Genomic DNA, 15,848 nt, shown 5'->3' with positions numbered 1-15,848 from the left:
TTAGCGTTTTTGTATGTAAGTAATCGCCAGCGCCACTGCGAGCACCAGCCCTTTTATAATGTCCATTGCGTAGTACGGCACCGACAGCATCACCAGGCCGTTCGACAGCACGCCGAGGATAACCGCCCCGACCAGCGTCCCGAGCGCATTCGGTTTGCCGGAGCCTGCCAGCGAGAAACCGATCCACGCGGCGGCCACCGCATCCATCAGATATCCTCCGCCCGCATTCACCTGCGACGAGCCAATACGCGACGCCAGCAAAATGCCGCCGAGTCCGGCCAGCAAAGAAGCAATCACATAGGCCGCCACCTTGTAACGCGTGGTGCGAATCCCCGACAGACGCGCCGCTTCCGGGTTGCCGCCAATGGCGTACATGCGGCGTCCGTGGGTGGTCAGTGACAGCCCCAGCTGAGCCAGAATGGTGACCACCAGCATGATGATGACGATGGTCGGCACTTGCCCCAGCAGGCTGAACGCCGCCGGAATGGTCCCTTCCGCCATGTCGCCGCTCGGCAGCACCATGTTTTCAGTAATCGACCCGCCATAGCTGTAGGTCATCGCCACTCCCTGGATCACAAACAGGCTGGCGAGCGTTGCCAGCATGTCCGGAATACGCAGGATGACAATCAGAAAAGCATTGAACAGCCCGACCAGCGTACAGAGCGCAAGCGTGATCAGAATCGACTCGGTGGTGCCAAAGCCGTGCCAGACGAACAGCGAAATGACCAGCGCGTTGGCCAGCGATGCGGTCGATCCTACCGAGAGGTCAAACCCGCCGATGGTCAGCGAAATCGACACGCCGATGGCGATTACCGTCACAATGGCGATGGAGCGCAGAATATTGATGATGTTATTCGGATCGAGGAAGTTGTCCGACGCCAGACCAAAAACGGCCACCAGCGCGACGACAGTCAGCAACATGCCCCACTTATAGAGAAAATCAAAAATTTGCTGACGGCCAGACGCCGCCGCAGTCACTGAAAGGGCCTTGCTCACGACGCCGTTCCTCCGGTTGAATAATAAAGTAATGTCTCTTCACGGGCCTCGGCCCCGGCGATCTCCGCCACAACGCGACCATCCCACAGCACGCAGATGCGATCGCACAATCCCACCAGCTCGGCAAACTCACCGGAGGCATAAATCACCCCTTTGCCCTCACGCGCCAGCCCGTCAATAAGCTGGAACAGATCGGTTTTGGCTTTCACGTCCACGCCTTTGGTGGGTTCATCAAAAATCAGTATGCTGGCATCGTTGCGCAGCCATTTGCCGATGGCGACTTTTTGCTGGTTACCGCCGGAAAGACGGCGCAACACCTGACCCGGCCCACGCGCCCGCACGCCTACGCGGGCAATCACCTCTTCCGCCCAGCGCCACGCCTGACGGTGGCCAAACAGGCTCCAGCGTGAAAAAGAGTTATCCGCCGTCACTGCCAGGTTCATGCTCACCGGTTCATCAATAAAAATGCCCTCTTTACGCCGCTCTTCCGGCACCAGCGCCAGACCACGCTGCACCGAATCCGCCGGGCTGCGTGGCAGCCAGGGCTGATGATTCAGTTCGCCACGCGTCACGCGGCTTTTGCTGGCCCCAAACAGCGCTTTGCAGAGTTCGGTTTTCCCCGCGCCTGCCAGACCCGCAATGCCAAGAATTTCGCCCTTCCGCAAATGCAGGGAGATATCTTTCAGCAATGCTTCATCGTGCAATCCTTCGACCCGCAGCAGCGTTTCCTCGCTGTGCGGAGGGCGCGCCGGCGGGTAGATATCGCTCAGCTCGTGGCCAAGCATTTTCTCGACAATTTCTTCGCCGCTGAGCATTGCCATTGGACCAGACTCAATCAGCTTGCCGTCGCGCAGCACCGTTAAGGTGTCGCAGATGGCTTTCAGTTCGTGAATACGGTGGGAGATAAACACCACGCCGATACCCTGCTGTTGCAGGCGTTTTACCACCGTGAACAGGCGCTCGCTTTCATGGGTATCCAGCGGGGCGGTGGGTTCGTCGAGGATCAAAAAACGGCAGTGGTGCGACAGCGCCCGCGCCAGCAAAATTTGCTGTTTTTCGGCAAGGGTGCAGCTGTCGATAGAGCGGCGCACATCCAGCGCCACATCCAGCTGCGCCAGTGCCTGGCGTGCCTGCTGGCGAATAACACGCCAGTTGTAGCCATGTCCCGGCTGCGCCAGCTGATCGAGCATAATGTTTTCAGCAATGCTTAAGCCCGGGATCAGCGCCACGTCCACTTCCTGCTGCACCAGATGGATACCCAGCTGTTTGGCGTCAAGCGGCTCGCGGATTGTCACCGGCTGGTTGTTTATGCAGATCTCGCCTTCATAATGATCGTGAGTCCCGCACAGCACCGCCATCAGCGTCGATTTCCCCGCGCCATTAGCACCGGTCAGCGCGTGTACGGTTCCGCCGATCAGCGTGAAATCCACGCGCGACAGCGCCTGAAAGCCAGAAAAGGCCAGGCTGATACCGCGCATCTCAAGGCGACTGGAAACCATCCGCGTTAAATCCTTCATTAATATTCTGATTTATTGAATTTTTCACAGCTCCGGTTGACTGACAACGACGGAAAAGGCATAAGATAAAGCAAAATATTATTAGCCATCTGGATGTCCAGACATAACATCAGGTTAGCGCTTCCTAAAATAAAGGACAACACCATGAGTAATACCGATATCCGCGTCGTTCCCGGCCCTGCAAACTACTTCTCACATCCCGGAAGCCTTGCGCATCTGAATGATTTTTTTACCCCGGAGCAGCTTTCCCGTGCGGTGTGGATTTACGGCGAACGCGCCATCGAGGGTGCCCGTCCTTTCCTGCCAGAGAGCTTTAACACTGCGGGCGCAAAGCATCTGTTATTTAAAGGCCACTGTAGCGAGCGGGATGTCACCCATCTGGTGAACGACTCCGGGGATGACCGAAGCGTGGTAATTGGCGTTGGCGGCGGGGCATTGCTTGATACCGCCAAAGCCGTGGCGCGCCGACTGGGTGTGCCGGTAGTAGCGATCCCGACCATTGCCGCCACCTGCGCGGCATGGACGCCGCTTTCCGTCTGGTATAACGATGCGGGCCAGGCGTTGCAGTTCGAAATCTTTGACGATGCCAACTTCCTGGTGCTGGTGGAGCCAAAAATCATCCTGAATGCCCCTGCGGAATACCTGCTGGCGGGCATCGGCGATACGCTCGCGAAATGGTACGAAGCGGTGGTGCTGGCGCCACAGCCGGAAAATCTGCCGCTGACCGTGCGTCTGGGGATCAACGGCGCGCTGGCAATCCGTGATGTGCTGCTGGATCGCAGCGAAGAGGCACTGACTGACCAGCAGCGTGGCGAAGAGACGCAGGCATTCCGCGATGTGGTGGATGCCATTATCGCCGGTGGCGGCATGGTGGGCGGTCTGGGCGAGCGCTATACCCGCGTGGCAGCCGCTCATGCGGTACATAACGGCTTAACCGTGTTGCCACAAACCGAAAAATACCTCCACGGTACCAAAGTGGCGTACGGCATTCTGGTGCAAAGCGCCCTGCTCGGCCAGGACGATGTGCTGGCGCAGCTGGTGGCCGCGTATCAGCGCTTTAACCTTCCGACCACGCTTCGCGAGCTGGACGTCGATATCAATAACCGCAGCGAGCTGGACAAGGTCATTGCCCACACTCTGCGCCCGGTGGAGTCGATTCACTTTTTACCGGTTACGCTCACGCCTGATGTTCTGCGCGCTGCGTTTGAGAAGGTGGAATCCTTTAACCGTTAATCAGCCGTAACGTCTATACCTAATGATGATTCTCACCACTCTCGTAACGAGGTCATCATGCAGATCGATTTAACAGGTAAGAAGGCGCTGGTCACCGGCGCCAGCCGTGGATTGGGTCGTGCTATTGCACTGTCGCTGGCGCGCGCCGGTGCCGATGTGGTTATTACGTATGAAAAATCCGCTGAGAAAGCCCAGGCCGTCGCCAGTGAGATTAAAGCACTTGGGCGGCACTGCGAGGCGGTTCAGGCCGACAGCGCAAGCGCCGAGGCCATTCAGGAAGCAGTGACTCACGCGGCGCGTACCCTCGGAGGCCTGGATATCCTGGTGAACAACGCCGGGATTGCTCGCGGTGGCCCGCTGGAAGCCCTGACGATTGCGGATATTGACGCGATGATTAACGTCAACATCCGTGGCGTGGTGCTCACCACTCAGGAAGCGCTGGTGCATATGTCCAACGGCGGGCGCATTATCAATATCGGCAGCTGTCTCGCTAACCGCGTGGCAATGCCCGGCATCGCCGTTTACGCCATGACCAAATCCGCGCTCAATTCTTTTACCCGGGGGCTGGCCCGCGATCTGGGGCCACGCGGCATTACCGTTAATCTTGTGCATCCCGGCCCGACCAACAGCGATATGAACCCGGAAGATGGTGAACAGGCTGAAGCCCAGCGCCAGATGATTGCCGTGGGTCATTATGGTCAGCCAGACGATATCGCCGCCGCCGTCACCTTCCTGGCCAGCCCTGCCGCCGGGCAAATCTCCGGCACCGGGCTGGATGTGGATGGCGGTCTGAACGCCTGATCGCACTTTTCCTGCACACCTCTGTCGCCCGGCAGAGGTGTTTTCGAGCCGCCTCGACGATTCGCATTTTGCCGCTATTCCCTGCCGTTTCTGCGCTCTACAGTGCCCCATAAGAAATTCGGAATTTATCTAATAGTCTTATTATTTCCTTATATTTTGTGTGGGCGTACAGTGGAGGTACGGATGAAGATTGTTTGGTCAAGGAATGCAAAGAAAGAGTTTTCCAAAATCGATGGCCGATATCAGCAAAGAATCAAAGTAAAACTTGCTGAGCTGGGCGATCGCTCAGCTCCCCGGCCCGATATCAAAAAAATATCGGCGACAGAAGATCATTTCCGGCTACGCGTTGGCGATTACCGCATCCTGATTACACTTCGGGACGATCCCGATAACCATTGTTATGTTTTAGCCGTCAAACGCAGAACATCAACGACATACCTTCACGAGGAGAAAGCTCCCTATGGCTGTTCAGCTAATTAAGGACGATAACGGAAAAACGCAGTACGTGGTCATACCCTATGATGAATACTTTCGTATGTGCTTACAGATGGCAGAGATCGACGACGAAACTGATGAGGATCTTGAGGATATCGAAGTCGAACACGATGAGTATGATAATGTCGAGCTTCCCGGAGAAGTATGCGACGTGATGCATAACGAAAACGTCAGCCTCCAGGCCGCCTGGCGCATTCTGCGCGGCATGTCCCAGCAGGAAGTGGCAGATAAACTCGAGATCAGCCAGTCTGCCGTGTCGCAGCTTGAAGCCTTAGACTCTCGCCCGCAAAAGCGCACCCGCGAAAAACTGGCGGCGATCTACGGCTGTAAACAAGAACAGATCAGCCTCTATTTACCGAAAGAGGGTTAACAACACTTCGCGCCGCCCTTGCCGCCGTAGCGGGCATCCTGGCGATCGCGGAAAAATTCTTCGTAGGTCATCGGCGTCTGGTCGGGATGGTTGACGCGCATATGTTCGACGTAGTTATCGTAATCCGGCACGCCAATCATCATTTTGGCGGCCTGGCCTAAGTATTTGCCTGCTTTGGAGAGGGTGTCGAACATAGTTGGGTCTCACAGGGAATGTAGGCCGGGTAAACGCGAGCGCCACCCGGCACAAAAGTTAATGCGCCCCTTTAGCCTGGGTCACAATCTCGTCCAGGTTTTCAGGCATTGGCTCATACGGTGTCTCTTTCGCCGTAGGCTTGTCTTCTTTCAGCGCCGCCAGTGCGGTTTTAAGAGAATACAACGCCAGCACCACGACCACCACCATAAAGAAGATGGTCAGCCCGGCATCCAGACGGTTGTTAAACACCAGCTGCGACAGCTGTGATTCCGTATACTGTGCCGGGATCTTACCGCTGTCGATCATCGCCTGGAACTTGTTGGCGATCGCCAGGAAGCCCACTTTGTTATCCGGGCTGAAGGCTTTCTGCCAGCCTGCGGTCAGCGTACAGATCAGCAGCCACGCGGTTGGCAGTAACGCCACCCAGGCGTAACGCTGGCGCTTCATTTTGAACAGCACTACCGCACAGAGCATCAGCGCCATCCCGGCGAGCATCTGGTTGGCAATACCGAACAACGGCCACAGGGTGTTAATCCCGCCCAGCGGATCCACCACGCCCTGATGCAGGAAGTAACCCCACGCCAGGACACACAGCGCCGTTGCCAGCAGGTTGGCCGGTAACGAATCAGTGCGTTTCAGGTTCGGGGAGATAACGCCCAGCAGATCCTGCAACATAAAGCGTGCCGCACGTGTACCTGCGTCCACTGCCGTCAGGATAAACAGGGCTTCAAACAGAATGGCGAAGTGATACCAGAACGACACATCCATCAACCCGCCAAGTGCGCCGTGCAAAATGTAGGCCATCCCGACCGCCAGCGTAGGCGCCCCACCCGCACGTGAAATAATCGACTGCTCGCCCACTTCATTAGCAATACTGGTCAGGGTATCCGGCGTAATAGCAAAGCCCCAGCCGCTCACCACCTGCGCGGCAGAAGCCACCACGTCAACGGTTCCGGCCGGTGCCAGTACCGCCATCGGGCTGTTCATCGCAAAGTACACACCCGGGTCGATAATACAGGCAGACACCAGCGCCATGATCGCCACGAAGGATTCCATCAGCATCCCGCCGTAACCAATCAGGCAGGCCTGATTTTCATTGGCGAGCATTTTCGGTGTCGTACCCGAGGCAATCAGCGCGTGGAAGCCAGACACCGCGCCACAGGCGATGGTAATAAACAGGAACGGGAACAGGTTGCCGGTCCAGACCGGGCCAGTACCGTCAATAAATTTGGTCAGCGCTGGCATGGTCAGCGTAGGGCGCATAATCAGAATGCCGATAGCCAGCCCAACAATGGTGCCGATCTTCAGGAAGGTGGAGAGGTAATCACGCGGGGCCAGCAGCAGCCACACGGGCAGAACCGCCGCCACAAAGCCGTAGCCCACCAGCATCCAGGTCAGTTGCACGCCGGTAAAATCGAAGAACGGCGCCCAGGTCGGGCTTTCCGCCACCCAGCCGCCAGAGATAATGTCGAACACCAGGAACACCAGGCCAATCACCGAGACTTCGCCAATACGCCCCGGACGCAGATAGCGGATATAAATGCCCATAAACAGCGCCAGCGGAATGGTAAAGGCAACGGTGTACGTTCCCCACGGGCTGTGAGTCAGCGCCTTCACCACGATCATTGCCAGCACCGCCAGAATGATCACCATGATCATAAAGGTCGCCACCAGCGCAATCACCCCGGCAGTTGCGCCCATCTCCTCTTTCACCAGTTCACCCAGCGAACGCCCGTCGCGACGGGTGGAAACGAACAACACCATAAAGTCCTGCACCGCCCCTGCCAGCACAACGCCCGCCAGGATCCAAATCATCCCCGGCAGATACCCCATCTGGGCGGCCAGTACTGGCCCCACCAGCGGCCCTGCTCCGGCAATAGCGGCAAAGTGGTGGCCGAACAACACTTTCTTATCGGTAGGAACATAGTCCAGCCCGTCGTTATGACGAACGGCAGGCGTCATGCGCGTGGCATCAACCGCCAGCACATTTTTCGCGATAAAGCGGCCATAAAAACGATATGCGATCAGATAAATGCAGACGGAGGCGACAACTATCCAGAGCGCATTGATCTGTTCCCCCCGGTTGAGGGCGATATAGCCCAGGGCAAATGCTCCCACAACGGAGAGCACTGCCCATGTAAGGTATTTCCCTGAGTTGTTCATAGTGGTTGTCCGTTGTTGTGAAACAGTGAGATGTTACATTTTGTTTCTAGAACAACAGATGAAATTCAACAACTTTGAAACAAAACAATGCGAAGTAGAGCCGGACATTTACCTCGCATTGTTAAGTGGATCACGTTTATGCGATAAATTTGGACCAATTAAAATGAGCTTAAGCTGGCCCTGGTAAACCACACTATTTTATAGTAGCGTTTTTACACTCACTAATTTTGCATTTATATTTGCTGATTTAACATGTTTCATTTCAGAAAAAGTTATTGGGAAATATGAATGCGTTCTTTTACTCCCCTTATACGGTTTTTCCTGTATTAACTGAGCTTCTTTATCGCCAAACTCTTTCCAGTGCGTCTCATCAAAAGTCAGTGCTTCATTTTTTAGCGCAGCGTCATCAAATGCACCTTCAATAAAAACGAGCTCGCAATTCTTTTGCTGACTTGCCCAGTCGAGACCTAATTTTGATGTCTTACGGAAAAAAGCGCTCACTAATGTCCAAAAAACAGTATGTTCCTCTTGCATAAGCTGACCAATTTTTTCATCTGGATTATCGCCATTAATTAACGTTAAAAGCTTATTAACCGGGCTATCTTCAGGTTTTGTAGGGATAACATCTCCCGGCATGTTTTTATTTATAAAGCTACAGATCATCGCCTTCGCAGTTTCTCCGCTGGGATCGCTTTCCAAAGATTGTTTGATTTTATCAATCTTTATAAGTGACGAGAACTTAAGTTCCTCCGCATGTTCCGAAAGGAAACTCCTCCAGCTAATAATCATTGAGAATGCTTCCTCCTCCGTCGAAATTCCTGTGTTAACTTGTAACTCACTAGCTGCAATCATATAACGTTTTTTTTGCGCATCGTTCAGTGTCGGAGAGGCATTTTTCAGCACTGTAATTGTCAGGTCGTAATTCTTTTTAAACATGTCACGTAACTTAAGCGCATTATTTAATTGATCGATCCTCACTACAGGTTTACCGTTTCCTCTGTTTTGTTCCTCGTATTTCATCCTGAAAGCTTCAAAGCCATACAGCAAAGTGATCGGATCCTGTCCATCAGGATCGCACCAGGTAAGAGGATTATTACGGCACATCCGAAACAGGTTCAGTCCATCGGCAGTGCCCGCCGGATCGGCGCTTAGCCACCTCCCCGCCCAGGACTGATAATACCGATATCCGTAATAGTATAGCCCTGTCGCGTCCTGCTCTTTACCTGAGTATCTGATAACTTTATAGTCCGCTTCCGTCTGACTCCGCGCCGTCCATATCGCCGTGCCGCCATAGGGATAATATTCCTCCATACTGATGATATTTCCACTATCATCCAGCTCAAGCGCACTACTGCCGACCAGATTGTCATAACTCCAGCGCAACTGATTATTGTCGATCTCTTCCGGCTTACCTTTCTCCCAGCACAGCACTCGCACCTGTGCCCGACCGTGCTCGCCTGCAGCCATGACCAGCAAACGCTCTTGCTCTGTATTTTCATTTAAGGTCGTACGAAGCTCAATCCCTGGCAGATAAACAACCCGTTGTATCCGCGTGCCGTTATGTGTTTTCTGCGAACTCACTTTCAGGATACGCTGGCTACCCCCGTCATAACGATAATTCTCCTGGTCAGACGCGTCATTCTCCCGAACCACCGGGGTCACCTTGAGCAGCTGGTTTCTTGATGTCCAGCTCAGCTTCTGCCCTTGCAGGAGTTCCAGCTGTTGGCCACCGGCTGTGAAAAAGGCGTCCACTTCCGACGGACTCTCGGTCAACGAGCTTAAAACCCCCCGGTTACTGGTATTACTGATGGTCATATCAGTGGTGTAGCAATTGTTGGATGCAGGCGCACTGTGGCTCATCTGCGTCAGATTTCCGGCGTTGTCGTAGCGGTAGGTGCGGGTATAATTTGTAAAGGCTGAGCCATCTACAGGGAAGGGAATAATCGGGACGGGTAGACTGGAGCGCTGTTGGCCTATTCCCGCCATCTCGCGTCCGGTAGCACTGACCAGCTGATACAGACTGTCATAAGTATAGAGATTCTCAGGCACCACTTTTTGATTGCGCCAGAAGCGGGTCTCTTCGGCATCATTATGAACACTGAGCACGTTGCCTACCGGATCGTATTCATAGCGCAGATCCTGCAGAACTCTTGCGCCGGCTGCATGGCCCGCAGGACGTTCAGTTTTAATTCCCGTAAGACGCCGCGTCTCGGGTTCGTAGGTATACGTGGTGATTACCCCATTACCGTGAACCTCAAGCAATTTCTGACCGGTAGCAGCATACACCATAGATTTGACGATGACCTGCTCTCTGCCGCCTTTTACCGTCAGGTAACTGCCGGAAAACAGGCCAGCCACATCGTACGCCACGCGTTGTGCATTGCCCTTCGCATCCGTAGAGGTGACCCTGGCTCCATTTGCGTTCACCGTGGTTTGGGTGGAAAAAGCTTCGGTATCCAGCTGGTTATCCCATACTGACGCATCCTGCCCCTGCCAGTTTGCCTCGCAGTCCGGATTATCCGCCTCCTTCAGCATTCTGCGGGAGACCAGGAGAGACGGGCCAGACAGGGCAATACTCCTCGTCTGCACAAGTCCTGCTGGGTCGTAGTGGCTGGTACACTGCCCGGCAAGATTCATGCTCTTCTCTGCATCCGCGTGACCCGCATAGATGAAGCGCTCTGCGATACGAAAGGCTTCGCTACCGACCTGCTCCATCACGCTCAGCAGGCGGCCGGGTAATGATGCATCTTCATACTGTCGGACGCAGGTGATGGCCTGATCTTTATTTCCGTAACCCTCTTCAGCGGCAGCAATGTTATTGACCGTTAAGCAGGGTCTTCCTGCAATATCGTGCAGGACCACAGCCGTTCCTGCATCAGAACCGATCGTACGCAGGGCTTTTCCGCTCAGATCCGCCAGAGTGGTGATGTTCATCAGCCCAGCCTCAAACAGGCGCGGATCGCTGCTTTGGGAAAATGTACCCCGGGCATCATACTGATGCCGGGTTATCCGCTCAGCTGTAATATCAGGTGTGTCAGGATGACGGTAATAGATGATGTTACGTACAGACTGCTCACGGTTATCAAATACAGCAATAGTGGGGGTATGGTGGAAAAATGATGTGTTCATTTATTGACATCTCCATTTTTAACTACGGCTTTACCTTTTGTAATAAATCTCCTTATTGTATGTTGGAGTAAATCCACGTTCAGATAAAAAAAGAACCAATTCGATGCAAAAATAGTCACCCCAGCACCATAGTACTCAACCGACAGGTACAGCAGCGCCGTCCCTGTTCGTCGAACACCACAATCTCCCAGCTCTGGCTGGAACGCCCCAGATGCAGCGGCTGACACACCCCGCGCACCTTGCCCTGGGACACCGCGCGATGGTGTGTGGCATTCAGTTCCGTTCCTACCACGTTCTGCCCGTCGCGGGTCATCAGAAAACCGGCCATTGAGCCAAGCGTTTCGGCCAGTGCGGCAGACGCCCCGCCGTGCAGCAGACCAAACGGCTGATGAGTGCGTACATCCACCGGCATTTCAGCCTCCAGCGTGTCATCACCGATTTTGGTATAGACAATGCCCAGATGCGCCACCATGGTGTTCTGGCTGGTTTCGTTCAGCGCGTCGAGCGATAAATGACGTTTCCAGATCATTACGCCCCCAGCGTGGAGCCGCCGTCCACCACAATATCCTGCAAGGTGATATGGCTGGCGTAGTCGGATGCCAGGAACAGAATGGTGTTGGCAATCTCCTGCGGACGGGCGATTTTACCCAGCGGGATCCCAAGCTTAAACTGCTCGCCAAAACCGCGAATACGCTGCTGTTCTGCATCATCACTTTTCCACAGTGTGCGCTGCATATCGGTATCGGTTGAACCCGGCGACACCAGATTACAACGCACGCCGCTGCCCGCCAGCTCCAGCCCGACGGTAAGCGCCAGGCTTTTCAGCGCCGCTTTTGACGCGCCATACGCGCTCATGCCGATACGCGGGGTATGCGCCGCGTCAGACGCAACGGTAACAATCACCCCGCCCTGCTGACGACGGAACTGGCCCATTGTCTGCTGGAACAGGTTAAACGCCCCGCCAACGTTCACAGCGAAGGTCTGTTGCCAGTCCTCCTGCGAGAGCTGGTCCGTTGCGCCCATACGCAGGATCCCGGCGGCATTGACCAGCACGTCAAGGCGATCAACAGAGGCGAGCACTCGCCCGCACACCTCAGTCACCTGCGCGGAGTCCGCCACGTTCAGAGTCTCAGTCGCAAAGGGATAATCCCCCAGCGGAAACGCCAGATCAAACCCGGTCACCTGTGCGCCCGCCCCGGCAAATGCCAGAGCCGTTGCGTAACCAATGCCCTTACCTGCCCCCGTCACCCAGACGGTTTTGCCGGTAAAATCGAGTCCTTCCATTACTTCACCTCGCGGGAGAGCAGCGCCCACCAGGCATCGAGGGTTGGGTTTTTCGCCAGCATCACAAAGTCGATATCGCCATGCACTTTGCGCCAGCGTGCGGCCAGCGCCATCATGCGCACGGAATCCAGACCGTAATCGATCAGGTTTTCGTCATCCATTGGCTCGTCGGACTCATCCAGCAGCGGCAGAATAATCGCGCGCAGCGCCTCTTTTGAGGCCGGAATGGATGGCAGCAGTTCCTCGGTCATCAGCACGCGGCCGGAACGTCCTGCCACGTAGTTCAGGGACATCAGGTGTTCTTCTCGGGTGAAATCCGCCAGCGCATCGGCGATAAAGAACGGTTTGATGTCACGCATAAATGCATCGGTGGCGGTGGTCATGCAGCCGATATGGGCGTAAACCCCGGTGATCAGCAGCTGATTGCGGCCGGTTTCTTTCAGCATCAATTCCAGCGGCGAACGGTGGAATGCGCTGTAACGCCATTTCACCAGGACCGTGTCGGCTTCGTCTGGCGCCAGCTCCGCCACGATACGCTGCTGCTCCGGCGAACGGGTCAGACCCGGCCCCCACATGTCGTTCAGCAGGGCACGGTCTTCATCGCTCTGCTCTTTCGGCTGAGCGGTGTAGTAAACCGGAATGTTATGTTCTTTGCAGTAAGCGCGAATTTTGGCGATGTTCGCCACTACTTGCGCCATCATCGGGCTGTTTTCACCCCAGAAGTTCAGGAAATACTCCTGCATATCGTGGATTAACAGTGCGGCACGCTCTGGTTCAAACGCCCAGTTCACTTTGTTATTCGGCAGATCTGCGGCAGTGGGCAGTGCGTAAGCGGTTAATTTTGGAATGGCCATATTCTTGTTCCTCAGCCCTGGGCGCGTTCAGCGAGCCACAGGCGCAACTGTTTCTTATCGACTTTGCCGACGGGCGTTAACGGAAGCGCATCAACGCTCTCCACGCGGTCCGGCAGTTTGAATTCGGCAACACCCTGCTCACGCAGGAAGCGACGCACTTCGACCGCGCGCAGCGGCTGCTTCACCACCAGATAAGCGCAGCTTTTCTCACCCAGCAGGCTGTCTTCCATGCTCACCAGTGCCGCGTGGATCACCGACTCGTGGCGCAGCAGCAGGTTTTCGATCTCTTCTGCGGCGATCTTCTCGCCACCACGGTTGATCTGATCTTTCTCACGCCCCTGCACGGTGATGTAGCCCTGCTCGTCAATGGCAATCAGATCGCCGGAGCAATAAAAGCCGTTGGCATCAAAGGCGCTGGCGTTGTGCGCCGGGCTGTTGAAATAGCCACGGAAGGTATATGGCCCACGCGTCATCAGCCGCCCCACTTCACCACGCGGCAGCGGATTGCCGTGCTCATCGGCTACCCACACTTCGTCATCCGGACACATCGGGCGGCCCTGGGTGTTCATGATGCGTTCCGGGGAATCGTCGAGCGCGGTGTAGTTCACCAGCCCTTCCGCCATACCAAATACCTGCTGGAGCTGGCAGCCAATCTCCGCCGGAATACGTGCCGCAAGCGTTGCTGAGAGGCGCGCCCCCCCCACCTGTAACAACTTCAGCGACCGCAGCTGCGCGTTGCCCGCGCCTTCGGCAATTGCCTGTAACCACAGGCTGACCGCAGGCGGTACCAGCGAGGTCACATTAATCTGGTGTTTTTCAATCAGCGGGAAACAGAGGGTGGCGCTCGGATCGTTCGCCAGCACCACGCAGCCGCCTGCCGTAAAGATGCCAAGCGATCCCGGCGAGCTCATGGCGTAGTTGTGCGCCGCAGGCAGCGCGTTCAGATAACAGGTGTCTGCGGTAATGCCGCAAATCTCGTTACTGCGACGAATGCTGTAGTCGTAATCGTTATGAGTACGTGGGATCAGCTTCGGCGTGCCGGTGCTCCCGCCAGAAAGCTGGAAGAACGCCACTTCGTCGGCAGGGGTCGGGTTGGGGATAAAATTATCCGCCGGACGGGCAATCGCCGCGCCCAGTGCGTGCTCGCCGTTATCGCCACGCAGCAACACCACGCGCACCGAGCGGTGCTCATTCACAAATGTGGTGAGGAACTCATCGCCGGCAAACAGCGCGTGGTCGCGATCGGCAATCAGCAATGCCGGTTTGATCTGCATCGCGTAGGCATTCAGCTCGCTGCGCTGATGGCTGAAGAGCGCGTTAACGGGCGCAACACCCGCCTGCAACAGCGCAAAGAAGGTGATGTAAAACTCAGCCACATTCCCCAGCTGCACCAGCGCGGTATCGCCGCGTTTCAGCCCCCGGGACTGTAACGCGCTGGCAAGGTTATCCACTGCCTCATTAAACTGGCGGTAGGTATAACGGCGCTCACCGTCGATGATGGCCACCGCGTCATTATTCGCGTGGCGGGTCAGAATGCGGGTCAGAGGCAGATCCTGCCAGTAGCCTTTTTCACGATAGCGGCGGGCAAACTCGTCCGGCCAACGGGTAAAGGGGACAGTCATAATTGTTCCTTAGTGCAAACCAAAAACGTTCAGCATGGTGGAGAGCTTCACTCCGGTTTCACGCCATTCGCCCACCGGTGATGAGGCAGGAACAATGCCCGCCCCGGCAAACAGGCGAACGGTCTTGTCGTGAATGCGCGCACAGCGGATGGTCACTACCCACTCGCCGTTGCCTTCGCTGTCACACCAGCCCACGATGCCGCCAAACAGTTCGCGGTCGAACGGCTCCAGCTCCGCGATCAGCTGTTTTGCCGCCTGATGCGGGAAGCCGCTTAATGCAGGCGTCGGGTGCAACAGGCACGCCAGCGTCAGTGCGTTTTCGTTTTCACGCGCTTCCCCTTCCACCGGCGTGGCCAGGTGCCACAGCGTCGGGGTGGTGATGAGCTGCGGGGATGCCGGCATACTGAGATGGTGGCTGCGTGGGGTCAGAATGGTTTTCATCGCCTGGGTCACCAGGTCGTGCTCGTGGCGATCTTTTTCCGAAGCCAGCAGTTTGTTGCCCGCTTCTCTGTCCAGCACATCATCCGGCTGACGACGCGCCGAGCCTGCCAGCGGCAGCGAGCTAAAGTGCGCGCCTTCTTTACGCAGCAGCAGTTCAGGGCTCGCGCCCAGCAACACGCCGCCATCTTCCAGCGGGACGTGGAAGTTAAAGCTGGCCGGGTTCTGCGCGATGAGCCGTTCCAGCAACGCACCGCTGTCAATTTTCTCTTCGGTTGAGATATCAATCAGTCGCGACAGCACCACTTTGTTGACCTGCGGCGTGGCGGTCAGCGCAGCCGCACGTGCAACCATCTGTTCAAAGACCGGCTGCTCTGGAATTTCAGTGCGGGTGTTGACTGTCAGCGCCTGTGCGTCAGAGAAATAACGGGAAGACTGCTGACGCGCCGGGCGAGAGAAGGTCTGCCAGCTTTGCGGAATAAACAGGGACGACGGTTCGCGCGTATCAAACGGAATAGCGCCTACCATGATCGGGTGAGCAATCCCGCTGGCTTTCGCTTTCTGGAAAGCCTGGGTAACTTTTTGCTGGAAGGTACCTGTCGGATCATCACCGCCAACGGCGGATTCAGATAAGCGGGTAAAACAGCCTGACGTGGTAAAACTGCGATAAGGCGACATAAAGAAAAAGCTGTCTGATTGCAGCGTGGTCGCGGTGTGCTGGATGTCCTCAGCCAATGACGTATCCATATCA

The 15,848-nt window shown here is 55.8% G+C and carries 14 protein-coding genes; 4 read left to right on the top strand and 10 right to left on the bottom strand.

Going from position 1 to position 15,848, the window contains the following annotated elements; translation table 11 throughout:
- Both N1249_RS05790 and N1249_RS05785 read right to left on the bottom strand, forming a co-directional pair.
- Positions 1–996, bottom strand: coding sequence for an ABC transporter permease (locus N1249_RS05790; protein ID WP_014069284.1), 996 nt, complete (start codon positions 994–996; stop codon positions 1–3).
- Positions 993–2,495 carry a sugar ABC transporter ATP-binding protein gene (locus N1249_RS05785; RefSeq protein WP_259835317.1) on the bottom strand — a complete coding sequence of 501 codons (1,503 nt, stop codon included), beginning with the start codon at positions 2,493–2,495 and terminating at the stop codon, positions 993–995. Before N1249_RS05785 ends, N1249_RS05790 begins: the two co-directional genes overlap by 4 nt.
- A gap of 162 nt (positions 2,496–2,657) precedes the next feature.
- Between N1249_RS05785 and N1249_RS05780 the strand changes: the two genes are divergently transcribed.
- From N1249_RS05780 to N1249_RS05765, 4 genes are all read left to right on the top strand, one after another.
- Positions 2,658–3,746: an oxidoreductase gene (locus N1249_RS05780; RefSeq protein WP_259835315.1), complete on the top strand. Its 1,089-nt coding sequence runs from the start codon at positions 2,658–2,660 to the stop codon at positions 3,744–3,746.
- A 57-nt stretch (positions 3,747–3,803) separates the two neighbouring features.
- Positions 3,804–4,547 (top strand): SDR family NAD(P)-dependent oxidoreductase, encoded by a 744-nt coding sequence (locus N1249_RS05775; protein ID WP_259835313.1) that lies wholly within the window; start codon positions 3,804–3,806, stop codon positions 4,545–4,547.
- 183 nt (positions 4,548–4,730) lie between these two features.
- Positions 4,731–5,027: a type II toxin-antitoxin system RelE/ParE family toxin gene (locus N1249_RS05770; protein WP_217186191.1), complete on the top strand. Its 297-nt coding sequence runs from the start codon at positions 4,731–4,733 to the stop codon at positions 5,025–5,027.
- Positions 5,008–5,412, top strand: a complete 405-nt coding sequence (locus N1249_RS05765) for a helix-turn-helix domain-containing protein (protein ID WP_259835311.1) — start codon at positions 5,008–5,010, stop codon at positions 5,410–5,412. Before N1249_RS05770 ends, N1249_RS05765 begins: the two co-directional genes overlap by 20 nt.
- Here N1249_RS05765 and N1249_RS05760 read toward each other — a convergent pair.
- The 8 genes from N1249_RS05760 to entC form a co-directional block, all read right to left on the bottom strand.
- Entirely contained in the window at positions 5,409–5,606 is a 198-nt protein-coding gene (locus N1249_RS05760) for a YbdD/YjiX family protein (protein WP_006809671.1), read from the bottom strand. The two genes, N1249_RS05765 and N1249_RS05760, sit on opposite strands and share 4 nt — an antisense overlap.
- A gap of 58 nt (positions 5,607–5,664) precedes the next feature.
- Positions 5,665–7,770, bottom strand: coding sequence for a pyruvate/proton symporter CstA (gene cstA, locus N1249_RS05755; protein WP_259835309.1), 2,106 nt, complete (start codon positions 7,768–7,770; stop codon positions 5,665–5,667).
- Between the two features lie 198 nt (positions 7,771–7,968).
- A complete protein-coding gene (locus tag N1249_RS05750) occupies positions 7,969–10,899 on the bottom strand; it encodes an RHS repeat protein (RefSeq protein ID WP_259835307.1) in 2,931 nt (976 codons plus the stop codon).
- A gap of 115 nt (positions 10,900–11,014) precedes the next feature.
- The gene (gene entH / locus N1249_RS05745) at positions 11,015–11,428 is read right to left on the bottom strand and encodes a proofreading thioesterase EntH (RefSeq protein WP_259835305.1); all 414 of its coding nucleotides are present in this window, start codon (positions 11,426–11,428) and stop codon (positions 11,015–11,017) included.
- Positions 11,428–12,183 (bottom strand): 2,3-dihydro-2,3-dihydroxybenzoate dehydrogenase EntA, encoded by a 756-nt coding sequence (entA, locus tag N1249_RS05740; RefSeq protein ID WP_259835303.1) that lies wholly within the window; start codon positions 12,181–12,183, stop codon positions 11,428–11,430. Before entA ends, entH begins: the two co-directional genes overlap by 1 nt.
- Entirely contained in the window at positions 12,183–13,037 is an 855-nt protein-coding gene (locus N1249_RS05735; protein WP_259835301.1) for an isochorismatase, read from the bottom strand. The genes entA and N1249_RS05735 overlap by 1 nt, the downstream gene beginning before the upstream one ends.
- An 11-nt stretch (positions 13,038–13,048) precedes the next feature.
- On the bottom strand, positions 13,049–14,659 hold the full coding sequence (gene entE / locus N1249_RS05730) for a (2,3-dihydroxybenzoyl)adenylate synthase EntE (protein ID WP_259835299.1): 1,611 nt from the start codon (positions 14,657–14,659) through the stop codon (positions 13,049–13,051).
- Between the two features lie 9 nt (positions 14,660–14,668).
- Positions 14,669–15,844, bottom strand: a complete 1,176-nt coding sequence (gene entC / locus N1249_RS05725; protein WP_259835297.1) for an isochorismate synthase EntC — start codon at positions 15,842–15,844, stop codon at positions 14,669–14,671.
- Positions 15,845–15,848: the final 4 nt, after the last annotated feature.

The organism is Enterobacter sp. CP102 (assembly GCF_025152625.1).
GTDB lineage: Bacteria > Pseudomonadota > Gammaproteobacteria > Enterobacterales > Enterobacteriaceae > Enterobacter > Enterobacter soli.
Note: the sequence above shows the minus strand (reverse complement) of the source record. Positions and strands in the feature narration are given on the sequence as shown.

Excerpts from the sequence above, each read along its gene's own strand:
- N1249_RS05785 (WP_259835317.1), bottom strand. The coding sequence starts at position 2,495 with ATGGTTTCCAGTCGCCTTGAGATGCGCGGTATCAGCCTGGCCTTTTCT.
- N1249_RS05780 (WP_259835315.1), top strand. The coding sequence starts at position 2,658 with ATGAGTAATACCGATATCCGCGTCGTTCCCGGCCCTGCAAACTACTTC.
- N1249_RS05775 (WP_259835313.1), top strand. The coding sequence starts at position 3,804 with ATGCAGATCGATTTAACAGGTAAGAAGGCGCTGGTCACCGGCGCCAGC.
- N1249_RS05770 (WP_217186191.1), top strand. The coding sequence starts at position 4,731 with ATGAAGATTGTTTGGTCAAGGAATGCAAAGAAAGAGTTTTCCAAAATC.
- N1249_RS05765 (WP_259835311.1), top strand. The coding sequence starts at position 5,008 with ATGGCTGTTCAGCTAATTAAGGACGATAACGGAAAAACGCAGTACGTG.
- N1249_RS05760 (WP_006809671.1), bottom strand. The coding sequence starts at position 5,606 with ATGTTCGACACCCTCTCCAAAGCAGGCAAATACTTAGGCCAGGCCGCC.
- cstA (WP_259835309.1), bottom strand. The coding sequence starts at position 7,770 with ATGAACAACTCAGGGAAATACCTTACATGGGCAGTGCTCTCCGTTGTG.
- N1249_RS05750 (WP_259835307.1), bottom strand. The coding sequence starts at position 10,899 with ATGAACACATCATTTTTCCACCATACCCCCACTATTGCTGTATTTGAT.
- entH (WP_259835305.1), bottom strand. The coding sequence starts at position 11,428 with ATGATCTGGAAACGTCATTTATCGCTCGACGCGCTGAACGAAACCAGC.
- entA (WP_259835303.1), bottom strand. The coding sequence starts at position 12,183 with ATGGAAGGACTCGATTTTACCGGCAAAACCGTCTGGGTGACGGGGGCA.
- N1249_RS05735 (WP_259835301.1), bottom strand. The coding sequence starts at position 13,037 with ATGGCCATTCCAAAATTAACCGCTTACGCACTGCCCACTGCCGCAGAT.
- entE (WP_259835299.1), bottom strand. The coding sequence starts at position 14,659 with ATGACTGTCCCCTTTACCCGTTGGCCGGACGAGTTTGCCCGCCGCTAT.
- entC (WP_259835297.1), bottom strand. The coding sequence starts at position 15,844 with ATGGATACGTCATTGGCTGAGGACATCCAGCACACCGCGACCACGCTG.